The organism is Bradyrhizobium jicamae (genome assembly GCF_018130215.1).
Taxonomy (GTDB): Bacteria; Pseudomonadota; Alphaproteobacteria; order Rhizobiales; family Xanthobacteraceae; genus Bradyrhizobium; species Bradyrhizobium jicamae_A.
The window spans coordinates 181372-202721 of the sequence record NZ_JAFCKQ010000006.1 but is presented as its reverse complement, the minus strand read 5'-3'; the positions used below and the strand labels follow the sequence as shown (position 1 = coordinate 202721).

The window sequence follows — 21350 nt, the reverse complement described above, 5'->3', positions numbered from 1 at the left end:
GTCGCCTGCCCCGCCTTACCATAATCCGTTCGGCTGCTGCACCTGGCGCTGCTCGTACGGGCCGCCGCGCCGACGCTGGTAGTAATAACCGGGCGGCGGCAGGAATTGGGGCTGGGGATCCGGTTGCCAGCTGCGCTGAAAGAAGCTGAAACCATCATTGTTGCCCCAGCCGTCGTTGCTGGCGATGGCGTCATCGACCCGAGGCGTCGGCTTGCGCGTGATGAAGCCGCCCTGGGGCTGGTTGCTCAGCACCGCGACGAACTCGGTGCGGTAATTGGTCTCGCTGCTCAGCGGCTCGTCGGAAATGATGATCGAAGAACGCGGCAATGCGGTCGGTGCGATGCGATCCAGCACATCCTGCGGGATCGTGACGCGGTCGAGCGCGTCCTTGGCATTATCCCCGCTGTCGATCGTGACCACGCTCCAGCGCAGGCCGGAATCCTTGCGCGCCATCGCCGTGAATACATGCGTGCCGATCGGCTGCTCGGGATCGCGGATCGTGACTGGAACCTCGATGGAGGAATCGAACACCTCGCCGCCGTCGGGCCACGCCTTGTGCGTATTTCGCCGCACATAGAGCTTCTGCGTCGCGCGGCTGATGTAGACCGAGACCGGCTCGAGCGCGAGTTTGGCGTCAGTCGCCGCCTTGGCGGTTTCAGTCTTCTTGGTCGCCGCGGCCTTGGCGGCGTCCTTTGCGGCAGCGGCGGCGTCGAGCTTCGATTTGGAATCGCCCTTGGCGGTGTCGAGCTGCGTCGCGGCGTCGGACGCCTTGGCGGTGGCCTTCTGCTGCAAATCCGCGGCGCGCGCCTTGGCCTGGTCGGTCTTTGCGGCGGCCAGCAGCTTGTTGGTGTACGCAAGGTCGGCGTCGGCACGGGTCTTGGCCTGCTCCAGCTTGCGCAGCGAGGCCGTGAGCGACGCGGTCTCGCGCGTCGCGGTCGCGGCTGCCTGCTTGGCATCATCGGCCACCCTGGCGGCGTCCTCGGCCTCGCGCGAGAGCTTCGCGGCGCGAGCCGGAGCCGCGGCGAGGGCCTCCCTGGTCGGTTGAAACAGCGCCGGATGCGAAAAATCGGTCGGAGCCGCATCGTTCGGCGAGATGATCACCCGCATCCCGATCTCGGTCTTGTCGAACAGCTTTTCCGCAAATTCGTAGGGCATCCGCACGCAGCCGTGCGAGGCCGCATAACCGGGCAGCGGCCCGCCATGCAGCGCGATCCCGTTCCAGGTGATGCGCTGCATGTTCGGCATCCAGGCATCGTCATAGAGGGTCGAATGGTGATCCTTGTCCTTCTCGATCAGGGCGAAAACGCCGGCCGGCGTCTCGCGTCCCTTGATGCCGGTCGACACCGGTGCGCGGTAGATCCAGCCATCGGCGTCATAGAAAGTCACCTGCTGGCTCTTGATCGACACGATTGCCATGATCGGATCGCCTGCTTCCCGCGGCGCCGTCGCCTCGACGGCCTGCACCGGGCGCGCCTGTCTCGCCCCGGCCGAGGCGGTCATCGCCGTCAGCCCCGCCACCGTCGCGAGCATCACAATGGCGAGAGTTCCCCGGCGCCGCATCGGCCCGGTGGATTGCGCCGTCGTGTATCGAATTACCATGCCATGTCCCGGTGTAGGATGCCTGTCGGTGCTTGCGTCGATCAAACGTTAAAATCCCGATTTTTCGATTAACTGGTCGCCGCCACCTTCCACGTCAATTCGCGCTGGGGACTCGCGTTCCCTGGGGCAAATACCTCATATACGACAGGCGGCGGAGGAGAAAGGTGGCCGGCGTCCGGAATCGGCCCATGCCGGGCGCATTTCCTTGCTTTCTCGGGCGATGCGGCTTGCGCGGTGCTGTGACCGCAGGTCACTTTGACGTCACACAGGTCGCCTTGACTCCGACCTCCCCGGCCAGATCATGAGACGCCCCGGTTGCTCCGCTGCGGAACGCGCGATGCTGCAAACTACCGCGCGGCGGATCATTCCGCGGCCTCCGCCAGCGCTTGCTCATGCAGGACGACGCCCGAGAGCGCATCGAACTCGCCGATCCACGGCTTGCGCTGCAACACGGCCCTGGTGTGGGCGTAGCCCGCGTCCCAGCGCGCCTTGATACCGGACGGACTGAAGTCGATATCCTTGATGTGGGTCTCGCGATCGAGCTGCGGCGCCAGGAGCCGCACGATATGCATCCGCGTCGGACAGCCGTAGCTGGCAAGTTCGCGCACCGCCTCGCTATTGCGCTCGCTCTCGGGGAGCCGCGCGGCCAGCTGGTTGATGACATGACGCAGCCGGTGCGCCTGCTGCTGGCGCGCGATGTGGCTGGCGATCCGGCTGGAATACTGCACATCCTTGTGACGGGTCAGAACCTCAGCCATGGTCGTCGGCTCCGAACCTCTCGGGTTCCACAGATGCACCGCGAAGATCAGTGAATTCCTGCGCGGAATGTCGTCGAACACCACTTCCGTCGGCGTGTTCGACAGGATCCCGCCATCCCAATAGAGCTCGCCGTCGATCCGGATCGCCGGAAACGCAGGCGGCAGCGCACCTGACGCCATGATGTGCTTGACGCCGAGCCTGGTGTCGCGGCTGTCGAAATAGCGCATCTCGCTCGTACGGAGATGCGCGGCGCCGACCGTCAGCCGCGGCGAGCACTGGTTAACGAGATCAAAGTCGACGAATTCGGCGAGCGTCTTTTCCAGCGGCGCGGTCGAGTAGTAGCCGGCGTTGTCGGCGCCCAGCACATAGCTGTCGCCGGCATGCGCAAGCGGATTGGGCTGGAAGAATCCCGGAATGCCGTTGGTCACCGTCGACCAGTAGGACAGCTTCTCATTGGACCCGGGATAGATGTCGCGAAAGCTCCAGACCGGGTTCTGCTCCATCTTTTTCCAGAACGCGCGCAGCCGTGTCGTGCGGTTCTGCGGCGAATTGCCCGCGATCAGGCTGGCATTGATGGCGCCTATCGAGGTGCCGACGATCCAGTCCGGCTCGATACCGGCCTCATGCAGCGCCTCGTAAACGCCGGCCTGGTAGGAGCCGAGCGCCCCGCCGCCCTGCAGCACGAGCACCACCTGGCCGGTATCAGATGCACCCGCAGATACCAATCTGCGCGACGAAACACTGTCCCTGGCCTCGGTCAATTCACACTCCTGCGAAGCTTCAACCTGCCCGCAAAGGTTCGCGAGTGGGCGGTCCTTGTTACGTTCACGTTTCAGTGCGCGGCTCGGCTTCCATCGCTGCAGTCTGCGGTGCGAGCGCCTTCACCGGAAATGCCGGCTGGCTTCCGAAACCATACGCCGCCGCTATCGCGGTTCCGGTGTTCCTGGCAGGGCTTTTCGGCTAGCCTGGTCCGAGGAATAATGCAGGGCAGCACCTTCATGGAAATGCATCAGGTCAGGTATTTCCTCGCGGTTGCGCGGCTCCTGAACTTCACGCGTGCCGCCGACGAGTGCAACGTGACGCAACCCTCGCTGACGCGCGCGATCAAGCAGCTCGAGGCGGAACTCGGCGGCGACCTGTTCCGGCGCGAGCGTCCGGCCGCGCAGCTGACGGAGCTCGGTCAACGCATGCAGCCGCTGCTGCAGCAATGCTACGACGCGGCCGCCGGCGCGCGCATGCTGGCCTCGTCGTTCAAGAGCGGCGAGATCGGCGCGTTGCGGATCGCCCTCACTCACGCAATCGATCTTGCGCTGCTGATCCCGCATCTCGCCCAGATCAGGCGGCAGTTCAACCGGCTCGAATTCCGCTTCTTGCGCGGCAACAGCACGGAAGTCGGCGAGTATCTGAAGAACGGCGAGGCTGAGCTCGGCATTGCGGCCGAGCTTGGCAGCGACTGGGACCGGTTCGACACCTGGCCGCTCTTCACCGAGGATTTCGGCCTCGTGATGAGCAAGCGGCATCCGCTGGCCGGCAGCGACAAGATCGCCTTCGATGATTTGCGTAGCGAGCAGCTGCTGTCGCGAAGCTATTGCGAGCATTCCGAGCGCGTCGGGAAATCGCTACGCGAGCATGGCGTCGCCGTCGATCGCAGCCACGAAATCTCTTCCGAGCGCGACCTGATCGAGTTGCTGGAGGCCGACATCGGCGTCGCCGTCATCCCGAAGACGGCGACAATTCCCGACACGCTGAAACGCGCCGCCGTCGATGGTCTCGATTCGCGCAGGACCGTCCACCTCTATGGCGTTGCCGGGCGGCAGCGCACCGCGGTCGCTTCTGCCGTGATGCGGATGCTGCGCGGTGCCGACTGGCAGCAAGTGCTGGGCCGCAGCGCCTGAGGCGGCCTAGCTGCCCACCGCCGCGCTTCTAACCGCAGCGACCAGATCGTCGATCTCCATCCGCTCGCGAAAATCCGGATCGACGAAGCGGGCCTGCACCAGACCGTCGCGGTCGACCACGAAGGTCGCGGGGATCGGCAGCACCCAGGCATCATTGCCGTGGAAGCCGGATATGTCGACGTTGGACAATAGCAGCCGAATCTCGGTGCCGAGCCAGATCGCAAGATTGAGCGACAGGGCGTAGCCGTTGTCGAGATCGGTCAGCACCGGAAACGGTGCGCCGGATTCGGACTTGAACTGGGCCGCGTATTTCTGCGTCTCCGGCATGATCGCTACGATCCGTCCACCGAGTGCCTCGATCCGGTCCTGCGCCCTGACAACGGCGCTCACGTTCAATCGGCAATAGGGGCACCAGTGCCCGCGATAGAACATCACGACCAGTGGCCCCCGGGCGATCAGCGTCTGCAGGCTGATGAGCGCGCCGGTCTCATCCGGCAGCAGGAAGGGCGGCAACGCCTCGCCCGGCTTGGGCGCATTCTCGCCACCACCATTCTCCCTGAGACGGACGACGAGACGATCGACCGCCTCGCTGTAGGCAGGGAACACCTTGCGGCTCGCCGCCGCATAGGCCGACAACCGCTCGCCGAGCGAGCCCTCCATATCACGGCAGCTCAGGAATGCCTCCCTGAGGCGCTCGGCATTGGCAGGTGAAAGCTGGGTCATCCCTGGCTCCGACCGACGGGTTGAAGATGATGATATTTTCGGCCGCGGGCCGCCCGCAAGGGGCAGCGCGCCGCTGTCCTATCAAAGCCTGATCCGGCGCCGCATCGAAATGCCGATGCCCGATCGGTTCGATAGCTGCCAGGCATGGCGCTCGGCCGTCACAAGCTCGGCCGCGCATAGCGTGGCGCTATGGAGTCGAGAGCCAGCCGGCATTTCATATCGCACTTGATCTCCGTGAAACTCCTGCCATCGCCGGCCAAGCCATATCGGGGCCGCGGCGGACCAAAGGAGACCACTATGCTGAAATCCAGACAATCACGCACGCTCCGGCAAGGCCTATCGCTCGCTGGCATCGTCATGAGCTCGCTCGCGACCGCTTCCGCCGCCTTTGCCGGCGAATGCCCGGCGGATAAAATGAGGCCCGACATCCGCGAGAAAGTCGACTTCAAGCCGGTCGGTGTCACTGACGTCACGCTCGGCGCGATCGACCTCGAAAAGCAGCCGGCCCACATCAAGGATCGCGAACTGCGCTTCCGCAAGCTGACGGTCGAGCCCGGCGGCATCGTGCCCTGGCACAGTCACGACGACCGCCCGGCCCTGATCTTCGTCCAGCAGGGCGAGATCGTCGAATATGCCAGCAATTGCTCCGAGCCGATCGTGCACAAGGCCGGCGATATCCGCCCCGAAGTATTCGGTACGTCGCATTGGTGGAAGAACCTCGGCAAGGAAACCGTCATTCTCTATGTCGGCGACGTCCGCAAGGATCCGCACGACCACAACATGTAACCGGACGTAACGATCGCCGGCCCCGCGCCTCGTTGCCGATGTGACGCCCTGGAGGCCCCATGCTCCCCAACGTCCAGCCGTCACATCCCCGTTTTGTGAGCGATCCGATGACAGAGACGGCAACGCGCCTGCGAGTGGACGTGATGGCGATACACGGTCGTTCGCCAGGTGTCGCACTACGATCCCTGATCATCGGCCTGACCGCTTTTCTGACTGTGGTCGACCTGTTCGCGACACAGGCGATCCTTCCCTCGCTGACCCGGCACTACAATGTGACACCGGCCGCGATGGGCTTTGCGGTCAACGCGAGCACCATGGGCATGGCCGTCGCCGGCCTTGCAATTAGCGTGCTGAGCCCGCATGTCGACCGCCGCCGCGGAATTCTCGCAAGCCTCGTGATGCTCGCGCTTCCGACGATGCTGCTTGCGATCGCGCCGGATCTCACCACGTTCGCGCTGCTCCGCGTCGCGCAAGGTCTCTGCATGGCGTCGGCCTTTGCGCTGACGCTTGCCTATCTCGGCGAGCAATGCAGCGCGACGGACGCCGGCGGAGCATTCGCCGCCTACATCACCGGCAATGTCGCGAGCAACCTGCTCGGACGACTGGTCTCGGCGGCGGTTGCCGATACGCTTGGGCTGGCGTCGACGTTCTATCTCTTTGCACTGCTCAACCTCGCCGGCGCGGCACTGGTCTACGTCACGATCAAGCGCGTTCAGCCCATGGACGCGATGCCGGCGACGCAATCGCCCCTTCGGGCCACGATTACGCAATGGCGCAATCCGGCACTGCGCGCAGCTTTCGCGATCGGCTTCTGCATACTGTTTGCCTTCATCGGGACCTTCACATTCGTGAACTTCGTCCTGGTCCGTGCGCCACTGTCGCTCGGACGGATGGATCTCGGCCTGGTCTACCTCGTCTTCCTGCCGTCGGTGATCACGACGCCACCGGCCGGCGGGATATCCGCGCGGTTCGGCACGCGCCCCGCCATCTGGGGCGCGCTTGCGGTAACGGGAATCGGGCTCCCGTTGCTGCTCTCCTCACACCTTCTCGCAGTGCTGTCCGGCATGGTGCTGGTCGGCGCCGGGACCTTTTTCGCCCAGGCCGCGACAACGGGGTTTGTCGGGCAGGCCGCGCATGAGAACCGCGGCGCAGCGACTGGGACCTATCTCGCCTGCTATTTCCTCGGCGGCCTGGTCGGAAGCGCCGTGCTCGGCCCGTTGTTCGACCGTTTCGGATGGACGGCCTGTGTTGCCGGTGTCGCGGCGGCGCTGGCGGTCGCGGCGTGGTTGACCATGCGCCTCGTGGTCACGCCGACGTCCGCCGTGTCTCCGGCATCACCAGCCAGATCATGAGAAGTCCGAGCGAGGCAACGCCGGCGAGTCCCAGGAAGGCCGTAGCACTGCCGAGCCTGTCGCTGACATAGCCGGCCAGCACCGTGCTGAGCGAGGCGCCGATGCCGACCGCAGTGCCGACGATGCCCTGCGCCAGGTTGAAGTGACCGCTGCCGAAGGCGACGTCGGCCACCACCAGCGGTACCATCACGCTGAACACCGCCGCGGTGATGCCGTCGAAAACCTGCACCGCGACCAGCACGTAGGGATCGTGCACCGTGGCGAACAGGAGGCCGCGGATCATGAGCGCGGCGAACGCGATCAAGAGGAGCGGCCGCCGACCCCATTCCTGGGCCTTGCGGCCGACCGAGGGCGAGGCCAGCGCGACGAACGCCTGCGGCACGATGATGCAGGCGGCGATCAGGATCGGTGCCCACTCGCTCGACCGCCTCGTGACCACGCCCGCCATCAGCGGCAGCATCGCCGCGTTGGAGAGCTGGAACAGCATCATCGCGCAGGCGAAGATCAAGAGCGAGCGATGCCGCACCAGGCTGAGGACGCTGGTCGCCTTCTTGTCGGGGACCTCGCGCTTCACCTCGCCATGGGCCTGCGCGATGTCGATCTCGCGCTCGCGGATCCTGGACAGTGACACCAGCGCCGGGATCGCGAGGAGGAAGGTGACAATGAACACCGCGCGGCTCGACAGCAGATAGCCGCAGGCCCCCATCAGCGCCGCAGCCGAGCCGTTGCCGAGCGAGGCGAAACGCGCGTTGCGGCCGAGCCGCTCGCCGATCGCATGCGGCCCGACCAGGCCGAGGCTGATGGCGGCAATCGCCGGACCCAGCACGCAGCTTGCGAGCGCATGAAATGTCGCGGCCAATGTCACCACAGGCAGGATCGGCCAGATCGCGTAGGCCAACGCGCAGTTGCCGATGGCGGCCACTGCGCAGCCGGCGACAACCCGCTCCGAGCGCGCCGCATCGACGATGGCGCCGCCCGGCATCTGGCCCAGCAGGCCGATGATGCCTGCGATCGAAAGCACGAAGCCGATCTCGACCTGGGTCCATTTCTGCGTTGTCAGATAGACGGCGATGAACGGTCCGAAGCCGGTCTGCACATCGGCGAGGAAGAAGATGAACCAGTCGAGCCCGTGCTGGCTCTGGGAGGACGGCGTATGCGGCTCCTCCGGCCTGGGCTGGTCCGTCACGAGAGGCACAATTTTTTCGCCGGCTGACCGCTTGCCACGATCGTCGTCAATCGTCTCGAATGGAGTGTTCGGACGTGCGACCAGGTTCATTCCCCCTAATGATCGTAATCCCACGGGTGGAGACTTCCGGCCGCGCCCAATACGATCAACGGCGTGTCTTCCTTGTATTCGGGAGCCGCGTTCACCTGTTTCTTGGTCAGGTCCAGCGTGATGCTGTCGCTCTTGTTGGAAACGCCGGCGAACCGCAACGCGTTCCAGTCGACCACGATCTTGCGGCTGCCGACGCCGAGGAATCCGCCAAAATCGATCACCGCGGCGCGCACCTTGCCGTCGCGGTCGACGATGACGTCGACGATCCGGCCCATGTCCTCATTGGCCGAGCTGAGCACTTCGCGGCCGAGAATGCCGTGCGCGTCCCGCGCGCCGATCACGGTGACCGAGGGCGGTGGCGCCGATTGCTTGGCCGGCTCTTTTGGCGCGGCCTGGGCTGCGGGCGGCGGTGATGGTGTTGGCGAAGGTGAATCATCGCCGGCGCGAACGCCGCGGGCCGTGATCAACGCCACTGCGACGAACAAGATGATGATCCTCGTACGCATGCAACTCTCCACCATGTTGCTCGCCTCATGCGAGGCGGCCGTGCGGCAACGCTCAATGCGTCAGCACGATCGACACCTGGATCTGGCCGCGCGTGCGCAACACTTCGAGCGACACTTCGCCGTTGTGGCGGCGCAGCCTCAGGTCCACGCTGGAGGACCCGAGCCTGAGGTCGCGCAGCACCACCTCGTTGAGGAATTCGGGCAGACGTGGGTCGCGCAGGCGAATCTCGCCGCGGACAGTATCGAATTCGAGCCCGAGCGCGGCCTCCAGCAGCGTGAAGGCCGTCGCGCTCGCCCACGCCTGCGGCGCGCAGGCGACCGGATAAAGCACCGGTCCGCGCCGGCGCTCGCGGCGGAAACCACAGAACAGCTCGGGCAGACGCCGCAGCTCCATGTAGCTCGCCGCGTCGAACAGTCCCTTGAACAGATGCGCCACCGAATGCTTCAAGCCATAGCGGGCGAAGCCGAGCGCGATCAGCGCATTGTCATGCGGCCAGATCGAGCCGTCGTGATACGACATCGGGTTGTAGCGCGCCTCCCCCACAGCGACGGTCCTGATACCCCAGCCCGAGAAGAATTTCTGGCTCATCAGGTCGGTCGCGACGCGTCGGGCGCGGTCCTCCCGCACCATGCCCGAGAACAGCAGCTGGCCGGCATTCGATGTGCGCACCTTGCACGGCTGCTTGGCTCCATCGAGCGCCAGAGCGTAGCTGCCGAGTTGCTCGCACCAGAACGCCTCCTCGAAGCGCTCGCGCAGGCGCTCGGCCTCCGCCTCGAGCTTTGCGGCCTTGTCCGGCATGCCCAGCCGGCCCGCCACGCGCGCGGCAAGCCGCTTGCCCGCAAAGACATAGCCCTGCACCTCCGACAGCGCGATGTAACCTTCGGCGAGCCGACCATCGGCATGGAAGACGGCGTCGAACGAATCCTTCCACCCTTGATTCTGCAATCCCTGCTCGGTCGCGCGCTGATATTCGACAAAGCCGTCGCCATCCGGATCGCCCGGCCCGTCGATCCATTGCAGCCCGGCCTCGATCGCCGGCCACAATTCGCGCAACGTCTCCTCGTCGCCGGTGCGCTCGAGATAGAGCCCGGCCAGAAGCACGAACAGCGGCGTCGAATCGACGCTGCCGTAATATTGCGCGAACGGCACCTCCTGCAGCGCCGCCATCTCGCCGCCGCGCATCTCATGCAGGATCTTGCCCGGTGCGGCGTCCGCGCGCGGATCGACCGCCTTCGCCTGGAAGAAGGCGAGCCGCTTCAGCACGCCCTTGGCGATCCGTGGATCAACCCACAGCATCTGCAGCGCGGTGATCAGACCGTCGCGGCCGAACGTGGTCGAGTACCAGGGAATACCCGCATAGGGGTAGCGGCCCTGCGGCGTCTCCGTCATCAACATGTTGAGGTCGGCCATCGCCTGGCACAGCACCTCGTTGAATATGTTGTTCGAGGTTTCGATCGAGGCCGCGCCGGCCGACGATGTCCGCATCTCGCGGCGATGCGCCAGCAGCCCGCGGAAGAACGGCACCGGCTTGTGCATGATCGGCCTGTTGCAGGAGACCGTAACGAACAGCGATGTCGCCTGCTCGGGCGCGAGGTCGAAATGAAAGGTCGCCGCGTTCACCGAAAGCCGCGTCGGCCGCGGATCGAAATGCAGCGCCGTGATCCGCGTCTGCTCGTCGAGCCCGTGATATTCCAGCACCACATCGGCCGGGCCCAGCAGCTTGCTCGAGCCTGTGCCGCGCCGCGGTCGCCGCTCGCCGCGCACCTCGAACAAGTCGGCGAAATCATTGTCGAACAGCAGCGTGAGATCGAAGCTCGCTGGGTGGTCGCCATGGTTCTGCAAGCCGATGCGCTGATAGGCGGTGCCGCGCCACAGGAAGATCGATCGCACGATGTGCAGCGTGTCCTTCTGCAACGTCAGGCGGCTGTTGCGATAGACGTCGGAGTTGGTGAGGTCGACCGTCAGCGCCGAATTGTCGTCGCGCATATTGGAGCCGAGCAGCAGCGGCTGCACGTCTTCCAGCACCATCTCCAGCCGCGCAAGGTAACGCGTATCCGCGTTGAACAGTCCGTCGGGCCCGCCGGCCGAGGCGCCGATGTCGCCGTGGCTGTCAAGCACGATGAACGTGTCATCATGCTTGAGCGAGCGCCGCGGCCGCGCCGCGGGACCGGTCATCGGAATGTAGAATGGCGATTCGATCACCTGCTCGGTGATGCGGGCCGTGATGATTTGCGTGACGACGTCGGCTGCCATCAGGACCTCGGGCAACTGTTTTTGGCTCGAACGAACGCGGCGGAACGCAACAGCGCTTGAGGGCGCGGGGTCAGGCCGCGCTGGTGGAGAGGCGGCCCATTTCGCGCGCGACCAGGTCGCGGTAGGGACCCCTTCCCTTGACGAGGAGGTCGGGCGGACCGTCCTCGACGATGCGGCCGCCCTGAAGCATCACGACGCGGTCGAAATTGCGCAATGTCGCGAGTCGGTGCGCGATCGCCACCACGGTACGCCCGCGCATCAGCCGCGACAATGCCTCGCGGATCGCCTCCTCGGATTCCGTGTCGAGCGCGGCGGTGGCTTCGTCGAGCAGCAGGATCGGTGCGTCCTTCAGGAAGGCGCGTGCGATCGCGATCCGCTGCCGCTGGCCGCCGGAGACCTTGATGCCGCGGTCGCCGACGATGGTGTCCATGCCCTCCGGCAGGGTTTCGATGAAGTCGCAGCGCGCCGCTATCGCCGCGCGCAGCACCTCGCCGTCGGTGGCGTTCGGCCGGCCGTAGCGGATGTTTTCCATGATCGAGCGGTGGAACAGCGATATGTCCTGCGGCACCACGGAGATCGCCTCGCGCAGGCTGAGCTGGGTCACGCGCGAGATGTCCTGGCCGTCGACCATGATGCTGCCGTGCTCCACGTCATAGAAGCGCTGCAGCAACGTGAACAGCGTGGACTTGCCGCCACCGGACGCGCCGACCAGGCCGACCCTCTGGCCCGGCTGGATGCGCAGGCTGAAGCGCTCGAACACCTGCATGCCGCCCGGATAGGCGAACGTCACATTGTTGAAGGCGATCGCCGCGCCGGTCTTCACGAGCGGCTCGGCCTCCGGGTGGTCCTTCAGCTCGTGCGGCTGCAACAGCGTCGCCAGCGCTTCCGTCAGCCGCGCGACGTGCTGGGTGACGTCGACCAGCGCGACGGCGAGGTCGCGGGTGGCGCTCAGGATGGAGATGCCGAGCGTGCAGACCAGCACGACGTCGCCGGTGGTCGCAGTGCCCTGCTGCCAGAGATTGATGGCCCAGGCCAGCATGGCGACGGTCAGCACCACGGTCACGGCGGCGTGAGTGAGGCGGAGCTTTTCGAGATAACGCAGGGAGCGGCCCCGCGCGACCAGTTCCCTGCTCACGGTCGCATCGAAACGATCGTGCTCATAGCCGAGGCCGCAGAATGCCCGCACCAGCGGCAGGTTGTTGATCACGTCGACCATCTCGCCGTCGACCGCCGCGGCCTTGTTGGCGTAATCATCGTGGAGCGGCTTGCCCGCGGCGGCCATGCGGAACATTCCCACCACCATGGTTCCCGAGATCAGCACCAGCACGGCCGACATCGACAGGCTGACGGTTCCAATCAGCGCAATTGCTGAAAAGGTGGCGATGCACGGCGGCAACACATTCCACACGAACATGTTCTCGACCGTGAACACCGCGTTCGAGGTCGCCGTAATGCGGCTGGTCAGCATGCCCGGCAGCCGGTCCGAGAAATAGCTCGGTGCGTGGCCGGTGAGATGGCGGAACATGTCGCGGCGAAGGTCGCCGGTCACGCCGACAAAGGTGAAGCTTGCTGTCCAACTTGCGATCCGCCACATGAAATTGTCAGCGGCAATCAGCGACATGAGCAGAACGAATGCCAGCCATACGCCACCCGCGTAAGACGGCCCCGCTGACAGCGCATCCACGAGGTTCTTGACGCCGTATTGGGTGCCTACCGAACAGGCAACGGCAGCAACCACGGCCGACAAGATCACGGCATGCGACGAGAGCCGCCGGCGCAGATAGCGCAACACAAAGGGAAAGGGACGGTGCGCATATCCTGACAGATGGTCCATGACGTCCTGCAAAGCCTGTTGAGGGTGAACGAGACGCTCTAAGTGGAACTCTCGTGCACGATGACGTGAAGAGCGGCGGGGCGATTCCTTGCTTCGGCCATCACTGCGCAGCATTTTTGCAACTCTGGCGTCGGCAAAAAGCTGTTGGAGCGAGATGGCATCAGCAAGACCACACTGTGAAGGAAGAAAGGTGCAGCGGTTCTCACGCACATAAGGAACCTCGCACGTGCGTAAACGTTCCCGTCTTCGGCATGCCGGTGCCATCACAGGGCTGAGGGGTTCTTTACAGGGCTGAGGGGTTCTTTGTTCCACCCACATACATACAGGAGATGCTGAAATGCGCATCGCGCAGGTTGCCCCGCTGACGGAGGCTGTCCCCCCCAAACTCTACGGCGGCACCGAACGGGTCGTACACTGGTTGACGGAAGAACTTGTGGCGCTCGGCCACGACGTCACCCTGTTCGCCAGCGGCGATTCAGAGACGTCAGCGAAGCTCGATGCGACCTGGCCGAAGGCGTTGCGCCTCGACGGTTCCGTGCGCGATCCGAACGCACTGCACATGGTGATGCTCGAGCGCGTCAGGCAGAAGAGCGACGACGATGAATTCGACTTCCTGCACTTTCATCTCGATTATTATCCATGGTCGCTGTTCTACCGGCAGCCGACGCCGTTCGTGACCACGCTGCATGGACGGCTCGACCTTCCCGAACACCAGCCGGTCTTCAATACATTCTCCAAGATCCCGGTGATATCGATCTCCGGTGCGCAACGGCGGCCGGTGCCGCACGCGCATTGGGTGCGCACCATCCATCACGGCCTGCCCGAAGGCCTGTTGACGCCGCAACCCGTAAAACCGTCCTATCTCGCCGTGCTCGGTCGCATCGCCCCGGAAAAGGGCGTCGATCGTGCGATCAAGATCGCGACGCGCTGCGGCATTCCGTTGAAGATCGCCGCCAAAGTCGACCGCGCCGACCAGGAGTATTACGACGAGTTGATCAAGCCGCTGATACAGGGCAATCCGCTGGTCGACTTCATCGGGGAGATCAACGACCGCGAGAAGCCGGATTTCCTCAGCGGAGCGGTCGGCCTGCTGGTTCCGATCGACTGGCCGGAGCCGTTCGGCCTCGTGATGATCGAGGCGATGGCCTGCGGCACGCCGGTCATCGCCTATAACCGCGGCTCGGTGCCCGAGGTGATCGACGACGGCCTCACCGGTTTCGTCGTCGAGGACGAGATCAGCGCCGTGTCGGCCGTCGGCCGCCTCGCGACGCTCGACCGCGGCGCGATCCGCAAGCAGTTCGAGACCCGATTCACGGCGCGCCGCATGGCGCTCGACTATCTCGCCACCTATCACGGCCTCATGGAAGCAAAGCCGCGCTTCAAACTGGTGGCGAGCGCGGAATAACGGTCGCAGCGGCCGATCGAACGACCCGGCGGCCGGCCAAAAACGTGCGGCCGGTTCGTCGGGTCATTCGATCATCATGTCACCACCGTCCGCTTCGGCTCGACGATCTCGAACATCCGAGGGAATTCGTCCATCAGCGCCATCAGCTCTCCGAGCTGCGTCGGATCGCCCGCGACCTTGATCTTGCCGGCGCCGACGGCTTCCGGGAACGTGGTCAGCCTGGCGACGATTTCGTCGAGCGTGCCCCGTGCCAGCGTGAAGCTCGCGTGGGCATCGGACGCCTGCGCGCCCTTCACATAGGTCAGTGCGGAATTTTCCAGGTTGAGGGCAAAGGTTTCGCCGGTATCGGTGAAGTTCCAGTTCAGGACGATGCGCTTGCCGTCGGCCTTGGGGCCGTTGAGGCGGATGCCAAGCACGTCGAACAGTTGTTCGGTGCGCAGCGCGGCGAGCGTCTCGCGCGGCATCGGGGAACGCGGCGGCGTCTTCGGCATGCCCTGACGCAACTCCTGGGCGCCGAACAGATAGGCGTTGCGCCAGGTCGAGCTTTCGGCGGCGTAGCCGAGCTGCTCGAACGTATCGGCGAGCATCGCGCGCGCCGCCTGGTTGTCGGGCTCGGCGAAGACGAGATGGCTCAAGGCCTGCGCCACGAAGCGGAACTCGCCCTTGGCGAAGTCCGCGGCCGTGCGCTTCAGGATCGCGTCGGAACCGCCCATATACTCGACATATTTCCGGCCTGACGCGACCGGCGGCAGCGGATCGAGGTTGACCGGGTTGGCGTCGTACCAGCCGAGATATTTCTGGTAGATCGCCTTCACGTTGTGCCTGATGTGACCGTAGTAGCCTCGGCCGTGCCAGGCGCCTTCGAGGCTTTGCGGCAAACGGATCGTCTCGGCGATCTCGGCGGCGTTGAGTCCGTGATTCATCAGGCGGATGGTCTGGTCGTGGGCAAATTTATAGAGGTCGCGCTGCTGGCGGATCATGTTGTCGATCCGCTCCCGGCCCCACACCGGCCAGTGATGCTGGCCGCACATCGCGTCCGCCTTGCCGCTCCACATTTGCAAGGCCTCGCCGAGATATTTCGACCAGGCCAGCGCATCGCGCACGTCGGCGCCGCGGAACGGCAAGAGATTGTGGAAGTTATGCGTGCAGTTCTCCGCGAGGTTGAGCAGCTTGTAGCGCGGGATGAAGAAATGCATCTCTGCCGGCGCCTCGCTGTTCGGCGCCATCTGGAATTCGAACTCGACGCCGTCGATGATCCTGGTGTCGCCGGTCGCGATGATCAGGTCGGTCGGCCGCAGCAAGGCTACGGCGCCCGCCGCCATGGTCTTGCCGAGCCCGCAATCGACGTGCCCGCGCACGCCCTTGGCGAGGAAGGGTCCGAACTGGTACTGCGCACGACGCAGCATAGCGGGCCCTGCGATGATGTTCTCGGAGACCGCGTGCTCCATGAACAAGTTCGGCGCGACGATCGGCACGCCGGCAGCCAACATCGCGTCGTCGACCACGCCGCGCGCGCCGCCCCAATGATCGGTATGGGTGTGGGTGAAGATCACGGCGGCGACCGGTCGCCTGCCGCGATGCTGGAAGTAGAGCTCCATAGCCGCCCGAGCGCCTTCGATCGAGGTCAGCGTGTCGACCACGATCACACCTTTGTCGCCCTCGATCAGCGTCATGTTGGCGATGTCGAGTCCGCGAACCTGGTAGACGCCAGGTACCACCTCGAACAGGCCGTGATGCATGTTGAGCCGCGACTGTCGCCACAGGCTGGGATCAACGCTCGGCGGCGCGGTCTCCTCGGAGAGGAAGCCGTAAGGCTCCAGACTCCAGACCACCCGTCCCTGCGCGGAGGTGATCTTCGCGTTCTCGATGGTACCGACGAAACCGCGCGCAGCGTCGTCGAAATCGCTGACGTCAGAGAACGGCAGTGCCCTCAGCGTCGCCTCATGTCGGGCGACGACCGAGGCGGATGCCGGCTTCGGAGCTTGCTGTGACGTTTCACCTGCGGCTGTTTGGCTCATACGCGAACACTCCCTCGCATAATGAAGATCAATTCACTCAGCGAAATTGCACACCTTCGAACTGGCCGCTGCGGCGCCAGCCGTCGATATATTTGAAATAGGCCAGTGCGCCGGCGGGATGGCCGACATTGAGCTTGGCGGCCGGACCGGGCTCGCGTCCCTCATTGTTGTAGTAACCGGGTGTGCAGTCGGGGCCGCCGATCATCCGGCCGACGCCCGTCAGCAGCAGTTCGACCCAACGATCCTCGGCGTCCCTGGTAACCTCGATTTCCTTGAAGCCATTGTCCCGGGCATGGCCGACCATCAATGCGATTGTCCGCGCCGCTTCCGTCAGATTGTGCGGCACGTTGGAGATCAGGTTGGCGCCCTGCGTCGGCTGCACGAAGAACACATTTGGGAAGCCGTTGACGTGGATGCCGTGCTTGGTGCGCATGCCCCGCGCCCAATGGTCCGACAGCTTGACGCCGTCACGGCCGGTCAGATCGAAGCCGGCGCGACGCTTGTACTCGGTGCCGACCTCGAAACCTGAGGCATAGATGATGCAATCGAGCTGATATTCCTTGCCGGCGACGACGATCCCGTTCTCGGTGACGACGTCGACGCCCTTGCCGTCGGTATCGACCAGATGCGTGCCCGGCGTATTGAACGCCTGGAGATACGCGTCATGGAAGCACGGCCGCTTGCAAAGCTGGCCGTACCACGCCTTGAGGTTCTTCGCCGTGTCGCGATCGCGAACGATGCTGTCGACCCGATTGCGAATTTCCTCCATCTTCTCGAAGTCGGAATCCTCAAAGGCTGCCCGCATGTTCTCGACGGTCCGCTGCTCGCGCGGCAGCAGCGTGATCTTGGCGCGGATCCGCTTCGACAGGTCGGTCCAGCCGTCCTGCACGAGGTCTTCCTCGGCCGAGCCGCCAGCCTGGTTGGCGGTGAAATTCTCCAGCCAGCGCTGTTGCCAGCCGGGCGTCGCGATGCCGGCGAACCAGTCCGGATCGATCGGGCCATTGCCGCGCACGTCGACCGACGACGGCGTACGCTGGAACACGTAGAGCTCCTTGCAGGCTCGCGCGAGGTACGGCACGCACTGCACCGACGTCGCACCTGTCCCGATGATGCCGACGCGCTTGTCGGCGAGTTTCTCCATCAGGCCGCCCTTCGGATCGCCGCCGGTGTAGTCGTAGTCCCAGCGGCTGGTGTGGAAGGAGTGTCCTTTGAAACGCTCGATGCCGGGAATGCCGGGCAGCTTTGGCACATGCAGCGGGCCGGTGCCGATGCCGATATACTGCGCGGTGAACTCGTCGCCCCGCGTCGTGCGGATGATCCAGCGCGATTGCGCCTCATCCCAGTCGAGGCTCACGACCTCGGTGTGAAACAGCGCGTTGTCGTAGAGATTGAACTGCCGGCCGATCCGTTGGCAATGCGCGAGAATCTCGGGCGCGTGCGCGTATTTCTCCGACGGCATGTGGCCGGTCTCTTCGAGCAGCGGCATGTAGACCATCGACGCCGTATCGCACTGCGCGCCTGGATAGCGGTTCCAGTACCAGGTGCCGCCGAAATCGCCGCCCTTCTCGATGATGCGGACATCCTTGATGCCGGTCTCGGTGAGCCTCGCCGCCGTGGCGAGCCCGGCAAAGCCGCCGCCGATGAAGGCAAAGGTGACATGGTCGGTCTTCGGAGCACGCTCGATGAGTGGCGTGTAGGGATCGTCGAGATAGTGGGCCAGTTGGCTCTTGATCTGGAGATACTGGTCGTTGCCGTCGGGACGCAGCCGCTTGCTGCGCTCCTCCTGATATTTCCGCCGCAGCTGCTCCTTGTCGATAGCAGGGGGTTGGTCGGTCATCGTCATCTGGGGGTGCCTCACTCCGGCAGATCTTGTCATTGTTTGCCGGCTGATAACTTATATCGACACGATTTGCAAATTCATTTCGATATATTGACAAATTTGCTGATCTGAGACCATTATTTTGCATGACAGCGTCATCTCCTGCCGAAACCGGAACGGACCCATCCTTCGCGACCACGCTGGCGCACGGGCTCGATGTGCTGGCGGCGTTCCGCCGCCACAGCAGCCCGCTGTCGAACGCCGAGCTCGCCCAGCATACCGGCCTGTCGCGGCCGACGGTGTCGCGGCTGACCTACACGCTGGAGCAACTCGGCTACCTCAGGCGCGATGCCAAGGGGCGCTTTGTCCTCGGGCTCGGTGTGCTCGCCGCCGCCTACCCTGTCCTTTCGTCGCTGAAGGTGCGCCAGCTCGCGCGTCCGCTGATGCGCGACTTCGCAACCTACGCCGGTGGCACCGTGTCGATCGCAATGCCGTTCGGGCTCGACTTCATCTATGTCGAGACGCTGCGCACAACCGATGCGGCGCCGCATGTGCCAGACGTCGGCTTCGTCAGCTCGCTCGCGCCGACTGCGGTCGGACGCGCGCTGCTGTCGCTGTTCTCGGGCGACGAGCTCGACGGCTACGTTGCGCGCGTGCGAGCCGAGCGCCCCGACGACCTCGATTACGTCCAGCGACGCACGCTGCCGGATGTCGCGCTCTGCAAGGAGCGCGGCTTTGCCGTCTCGCTCGGCGAATGGCGGCGCGAGATCTTCGGTGTCGCCGCGCCGCTCTATCGCACGCCGTCGGGCGAGTGCCTGTCGGTGAATTGCGGCGTCCCCTCGTTCCGCTTCAGCGCGGAACAGATCGAGCGCGAATGCGGCCCGCGCATCCTCGGCCTCGCCCGCAGCATCCGCGCGCTGGTCGCGGAGGGGTAGGTCGCGCGTCGGTCCTGCCATCGAGGCATATCTGCGCGAACATGACGGGACGTTGGCGGCCTCCGACAGGGCCGCATCGCATACGCATCATGCAGCGGCACGGCTGTGGAAAGGCAGAGAGGCGTAGTAAACGGCGCCCTGGAGAAATCTTCAGGCATGCTCGAAAAGACCCCGATCGCCGGCGCAGCTTCGGCGCCAGCCACCGATGGATTGCCCTGGGAACGCCGGCGCTGGGCGGTGGCGGCGATCTTCACCGCGCTGGCGATGGCCTCGCTCGACACCGCGATCGCCAACATCGCGCTGCCCGCGATCGCCAACGACCTCCAAGTCAGCCCGGCCGAGGTGGTGTGGGTCGTCAACGTCTACCAGATCGCCCTGGTCGCGACCTTGCTTCCGCTCGGCGCGCTTGGCGAGATCGTCGGCCACCAGCGCATTTATCTCTGCGGCCTCCTGCTGTTCACACTGGCGTCACTCGGCTGCGCCCTGGCGTGGTCGCTGCCGAGCCTGCTGATCGCCCGCACCTTGCAGGGGCTCGGCGCCAGCGGCCTGATGAGCGTGAACACCGCGCTGGTGCGCTTCGTCTATCCGAGCCGGATGCAGGGCCGCGGCTTCGGCCACAATGCGCTGGTCGTCGCAACCGCCTTTACGCTCGGACCGACGATCGCGTCCGGTATCCTGGCGCTCGGTCCATGGCCCTGGCTGTTCGCCGTCAATATTCCCTTCGGCCTGATTGCGCTGGTGATCGGGCTGAAAACGCTCCCGGCGACACCGCGCGCCACCCATGCCTTCGATTTCCTCGGGGCGGCGTTCGCCTCGGCCTGCCTTGGCCTCTTCATCATCGGGATCGGCAGCGCCGCGCACAAGGCGCCGCCCGCGCTCGTGATCGGCGAACTGGTCGGCGCCTTGCTGTTCGGCTGGATCCTGACACGGCGGCACGTCGATCATCCGGCGCCGATGCTGCCGATCGACCTGTTCCGCCGACCAATCTTCGCGCTGTCAGCTGCGACCGCCGTCTGCTCATTCGCTGTGCAGGGCCTCGGCTTCGTGTCGCTGCCGTTCTACTTCGAGGACATCCTGCACCGCTCGCAGGTCGAGACCGGCTTCTTCATGACGCCCTGGCCGCTGGTCGTCGCCTTCATGGCGCCGATCGGCGGACGGCTCTCCGATCGTTATCCCGCGGGCATCCTCGGCGGCATCGGCATGCTGTTGCTTGGCGTCGGCATGTTGCTTCTCGCGACGCTGCCGACCGAGCCCAGCATCGCCAACATCGTCTGGCGCACGATGATCTGCGGCATCGGGTTCGGCTTCTTCCAGACCCCGAACATGAAGGCGATCATGTCGAGCGCGCCGTCCCACCGCAGCGGCAGCGCCAGCGGCATCGTCGCAACGGCCCGCTTGATCGGGCAGACCACCGGTGCCGCGCTGGCGGCGCTTTGCTTTGCGCTGGCCGACCGCGAAGGCGCAACCGTCGCGCTCGCGCTCGGCGCCGGCTTTGCGGCGCTCGGCAGCGTGATGAGCTTCCTGCGGCTGGTGGTCCCCTCGCCGCAGAAGACATGACAGCCATGTCGCGCGCGCCGGCCGCGTCTCAACACCGCGCTGCAAGCTTTCTTCCGCGCTGCAAGCGCATTTTCCTTCCGCGCTGCGAGCGCATTTTCTTGATTTGAACCATTCCAGATTCGAGGCCAACATCGCCGCGAAGTCCAATCGGAGGATTGGACCAATCAGGGGAAAGCGATGGCAAACCTCAACATCAACGGCAAGGCAATCAGCGTGGACGTCGAGGACGACACGCCGCTGCTCTGGGCGATCAGGGAGAATGTCGGACTGACAGGCACCAAATACGGCTGCGGCATCGCACAATGCGGCGCCTGCACCGTACATATCGACGGTGTCGCGATGCGCTCCTGCGGCGTCACGGTCAACGAAGCTGCGGGCAAGCAGATCACCACCATCGAAGGGCTCGCGGTCAACGGCATGCTGCACAAGGTGCAGCAGGCGTGGATCGCCAACGACGTGCCGCAATGCGGCTACTGCCAGAGCGGGATGATCATGGCGGTGGCGGCGCTGCTGAAGGAAAACCCGAAACCGTCCGACGACGACATCAACGAGGCCATCACCAATATCTGCCGTTGCGGCACCTTCCAGCAGGTGCGCGAGGCGATCCACGCTGCCGCGAACGCGTGAGGAGG

16 protein-coding genes are annotated in these 21350 nt (G+C 64.9%); 7 read left to right on the top strand and 9 right to left on the bottom strand.

Features of this window, described 5'->3' with window-relative positions; all coding sequences use genetic code 11:
• Window positions 1-15 precede the first annotated feature (15 nt).
• On the bottom strand, window positions 16-1599 hold the full coding sequence (locus JQ586_RS10800) for a L,D-transpeptidase (RefSeq protein WP_212394513.1): 1584 nt from the start codon (window positions 1597-1599) through the stop codon (window positions 16-18).
• 362 nt (window positions 1600-1961) lie between these two features.
• A complete protein-coding gene (locus JQ586_RS10795) occupies window positions 1962-3083 on the bottom strand; it encodes a patatin-like phospholipase family protein (protein ID WP_212394563.1) in 1122 nt (373 codons plus the stop codon).
• 273 nt (window positions 3084-3356) lie between these two features.
• Between JQ586_RS10795 and JQ586_RS10790 the strand changes: the two genes are divergently transcribed.
• The gene (locus JQ586_RS10790; protein WP_212394562.1) at window positions 3357-4253 is read left to right on the top strand and encodes a LysR family transcriptional regulator; all 897 of its coding nucleotides are present in this window, start codon (window positions 3357-3359) and stop codon (window positions 4251-4253) included.
• Between the two features lie 6 nt (window positions 4254-4259).
• Here JQ586_RS10790 and JQ586_RS10785 read toward each other — a convergent pair whose 3' ends face one another.
• Window positions 4260-4976 carry a peroxiredoxin-like family protein gene (locus JQ586_RS10785; RefSeq protein WP_212394512.1) on the bottom strand — a complete coding sequence of 239 codons (717 nt, stop codon included), beginning with the start codon at window positions 4974-4976 and terminating at the stop codon, window positions 4260-4262.
• 297 nt (window positions 4977-5273) lie between these two features.
• On the opposite strand from JQ586_RS10785, the gene JQ586_RS10780 reads away from it, so the two are divergent.
• Window positions 5274-5762 (top strand): cupin domain-containing protein, encoded by a 489-nt coding sequence (locus JQ586_RS10780; protein ID WP_212394511.1) that lies wholly within the window; start codon window positions 5274-5276, stop codon window positions 5760-5762.
• 107 nt (window positions 5763-5869) lie between these two features.
• Complete coding sequence (locus JQ586_RS10775) at window positions 5870-7114, top strand: MFS transporter (RefSeq protein ID WP_212394510.1); 1245 nt, start codon at window positions 5870-5872, stop codon at window positions 7112-7114.
• On the opposite strand, the gene JQ586_RS10770 is transcribed toward JQ586_RS10775, so the two are convergent.
• From JQ586_RS10770 to JQ586_RS10755, 4 genes are all read right to left on the bottom strand, one after another.
• Entirely contained in the window at window positions 7068-8309 is a 1242-nt protein-coding gene (locus tag JQ586_RS10770; protein WP_312016949.1) for an MFS transporter, read from the bottom strand. The two genes, JQ586_RS10775 and JQ586_RS10770, sit on opposite strands and share 47 nt — an antisense overlap.
• 86 nt (window positions 8310-8395) lie before the next feature.
• The gene (locus JQ586_RS10765; protein WP_249147458.1) at window positions 8396-8896 is read right to left on the bottom strand and encodes a PRC-barrel domain-containing protein; all 501 of its coding nucleotides are present in this window, start codon (window positions 8894-8896) and stop codon (window positions 8396-8398) included.
• A gap of 52 nt (window positions 8897-8948) precedes the next feature.
• Window positions 8949-11150: an amylo-alpha-1,6-glucosidase gene (locus JQ586_RS10760; RefSeq protein ID WP_212394507.1), complete on the bottom strand. Its 2202-nt coding sequence runs from the start codon at window positions 11148-11150 to the stop codon at window positions 8949-8951.
• A 70-nt stretch (window positions 11151-11220) separates the two neighbouring features.
• Window positions 11221-12984: an ABC transporter ATP-binding protein gene (locus tag JQ586_RS10755; protein WP_212394506.1), complete on the bottom strand. Its 1764-nt coding sequence runs from the start codon at window positions 12982-12984 to the stop codon at window positions 11221-11223.
• Window positions 12985-13321: 337 nt separating this feature from the next.
• Here JQ586_RS10755 and JQ586_RS10750 point away from each other — a divergent pair, with 337 nt between their 5' ends.
• Window positions 13322-14389, top strand: coding sequence for a glycosyltransferase family 4 protein (locus JQ586_RS10750; protein ID WP_212394505.1), 1068 nt, complete (start codon window positions 13322-13324; stop codon window positions 14387-14389).
• A gap of 74 nt (window positions 14390-14463) precedes the next feature.
• Here the strand turns inward: JQ586_RS10750 and JQ586_RS10745 are convergent, their stop codons facing one another.
• Both JQ586_RS10745 and JQ586_RS10740 read right to left on the bottom strand, forming a co-directional pair.
• Window positions 14464-16407 carry an alkyl/aryl-sulfatase gene (locus JQ586_RS10745; RefSeq protein WP_212394504.1) on the bottom strand — a complete coding sequence of 648 codons (1944 nt, stop codon included), beginning with the start codon at window positions 16405-16407 and terminating at the stop codon, window positions 14464-14466.
• A 37-nt stretch (window positions 16408-16444) separates the two neighbouring features.
• The gene (locus tag JQ586_RS10740; RefSeq protein WP_212394503.1) at window positions 16445-18250 is read right to left on the bottom strand and encodes an NAD(P)/FAD-dependent oxidoreductase; all 1806 of its coding nucleotides are present in this window, start codon (window positions 18248-18250) and stop codon (window positions 16445-16447) included.
• Between the two features lie 122 nt (window positions 18251-18372).
• Here JQ586_RS10740 and JQ586_RS10735 point away from each other — a divergent pair, with 122 nt between their 5' ends.
• The 3 genes from JQ586_RS10735 (at window position 18373) to JQ586_RS10725 (ending at window position 21345) form a co-directional block, all read left to right on the top strand.
• Window positions 18373-19161, top strand: a complete 789-nt coding sequence (locus tag JQ586_RS10735) for an IclR family transcriptional regulator (protein ID WP_212394502.1) — start codon at window positions 18373-18375, stop codon at window positions 19159-19161.
• A gap of 156 nt (window positions 19162-19317) precedes the next feature.
• Window positions 19318-20718, top strand: a complete 1401-nt coding sequence (locus JQ586_RS10730; protein WP_212394501.1) for an MFS transporter — start codon at window positions 19318-19320, stop codon at window positions 20716-20718.
• Between the two features lie 177 nt (window positions 20719-20895).
• Complete coding sequence (locus JQ586_RS10725; protein WP_212394500.1) at window positions 20896-21345, top strand: (2Fe-2S)-binding protein; 450 nt, start codon at window positions 20896-20898, stop codon at window positions 21343-21345.
• Window positions 21346-21350: the final 5 nt, after the last annotated feature.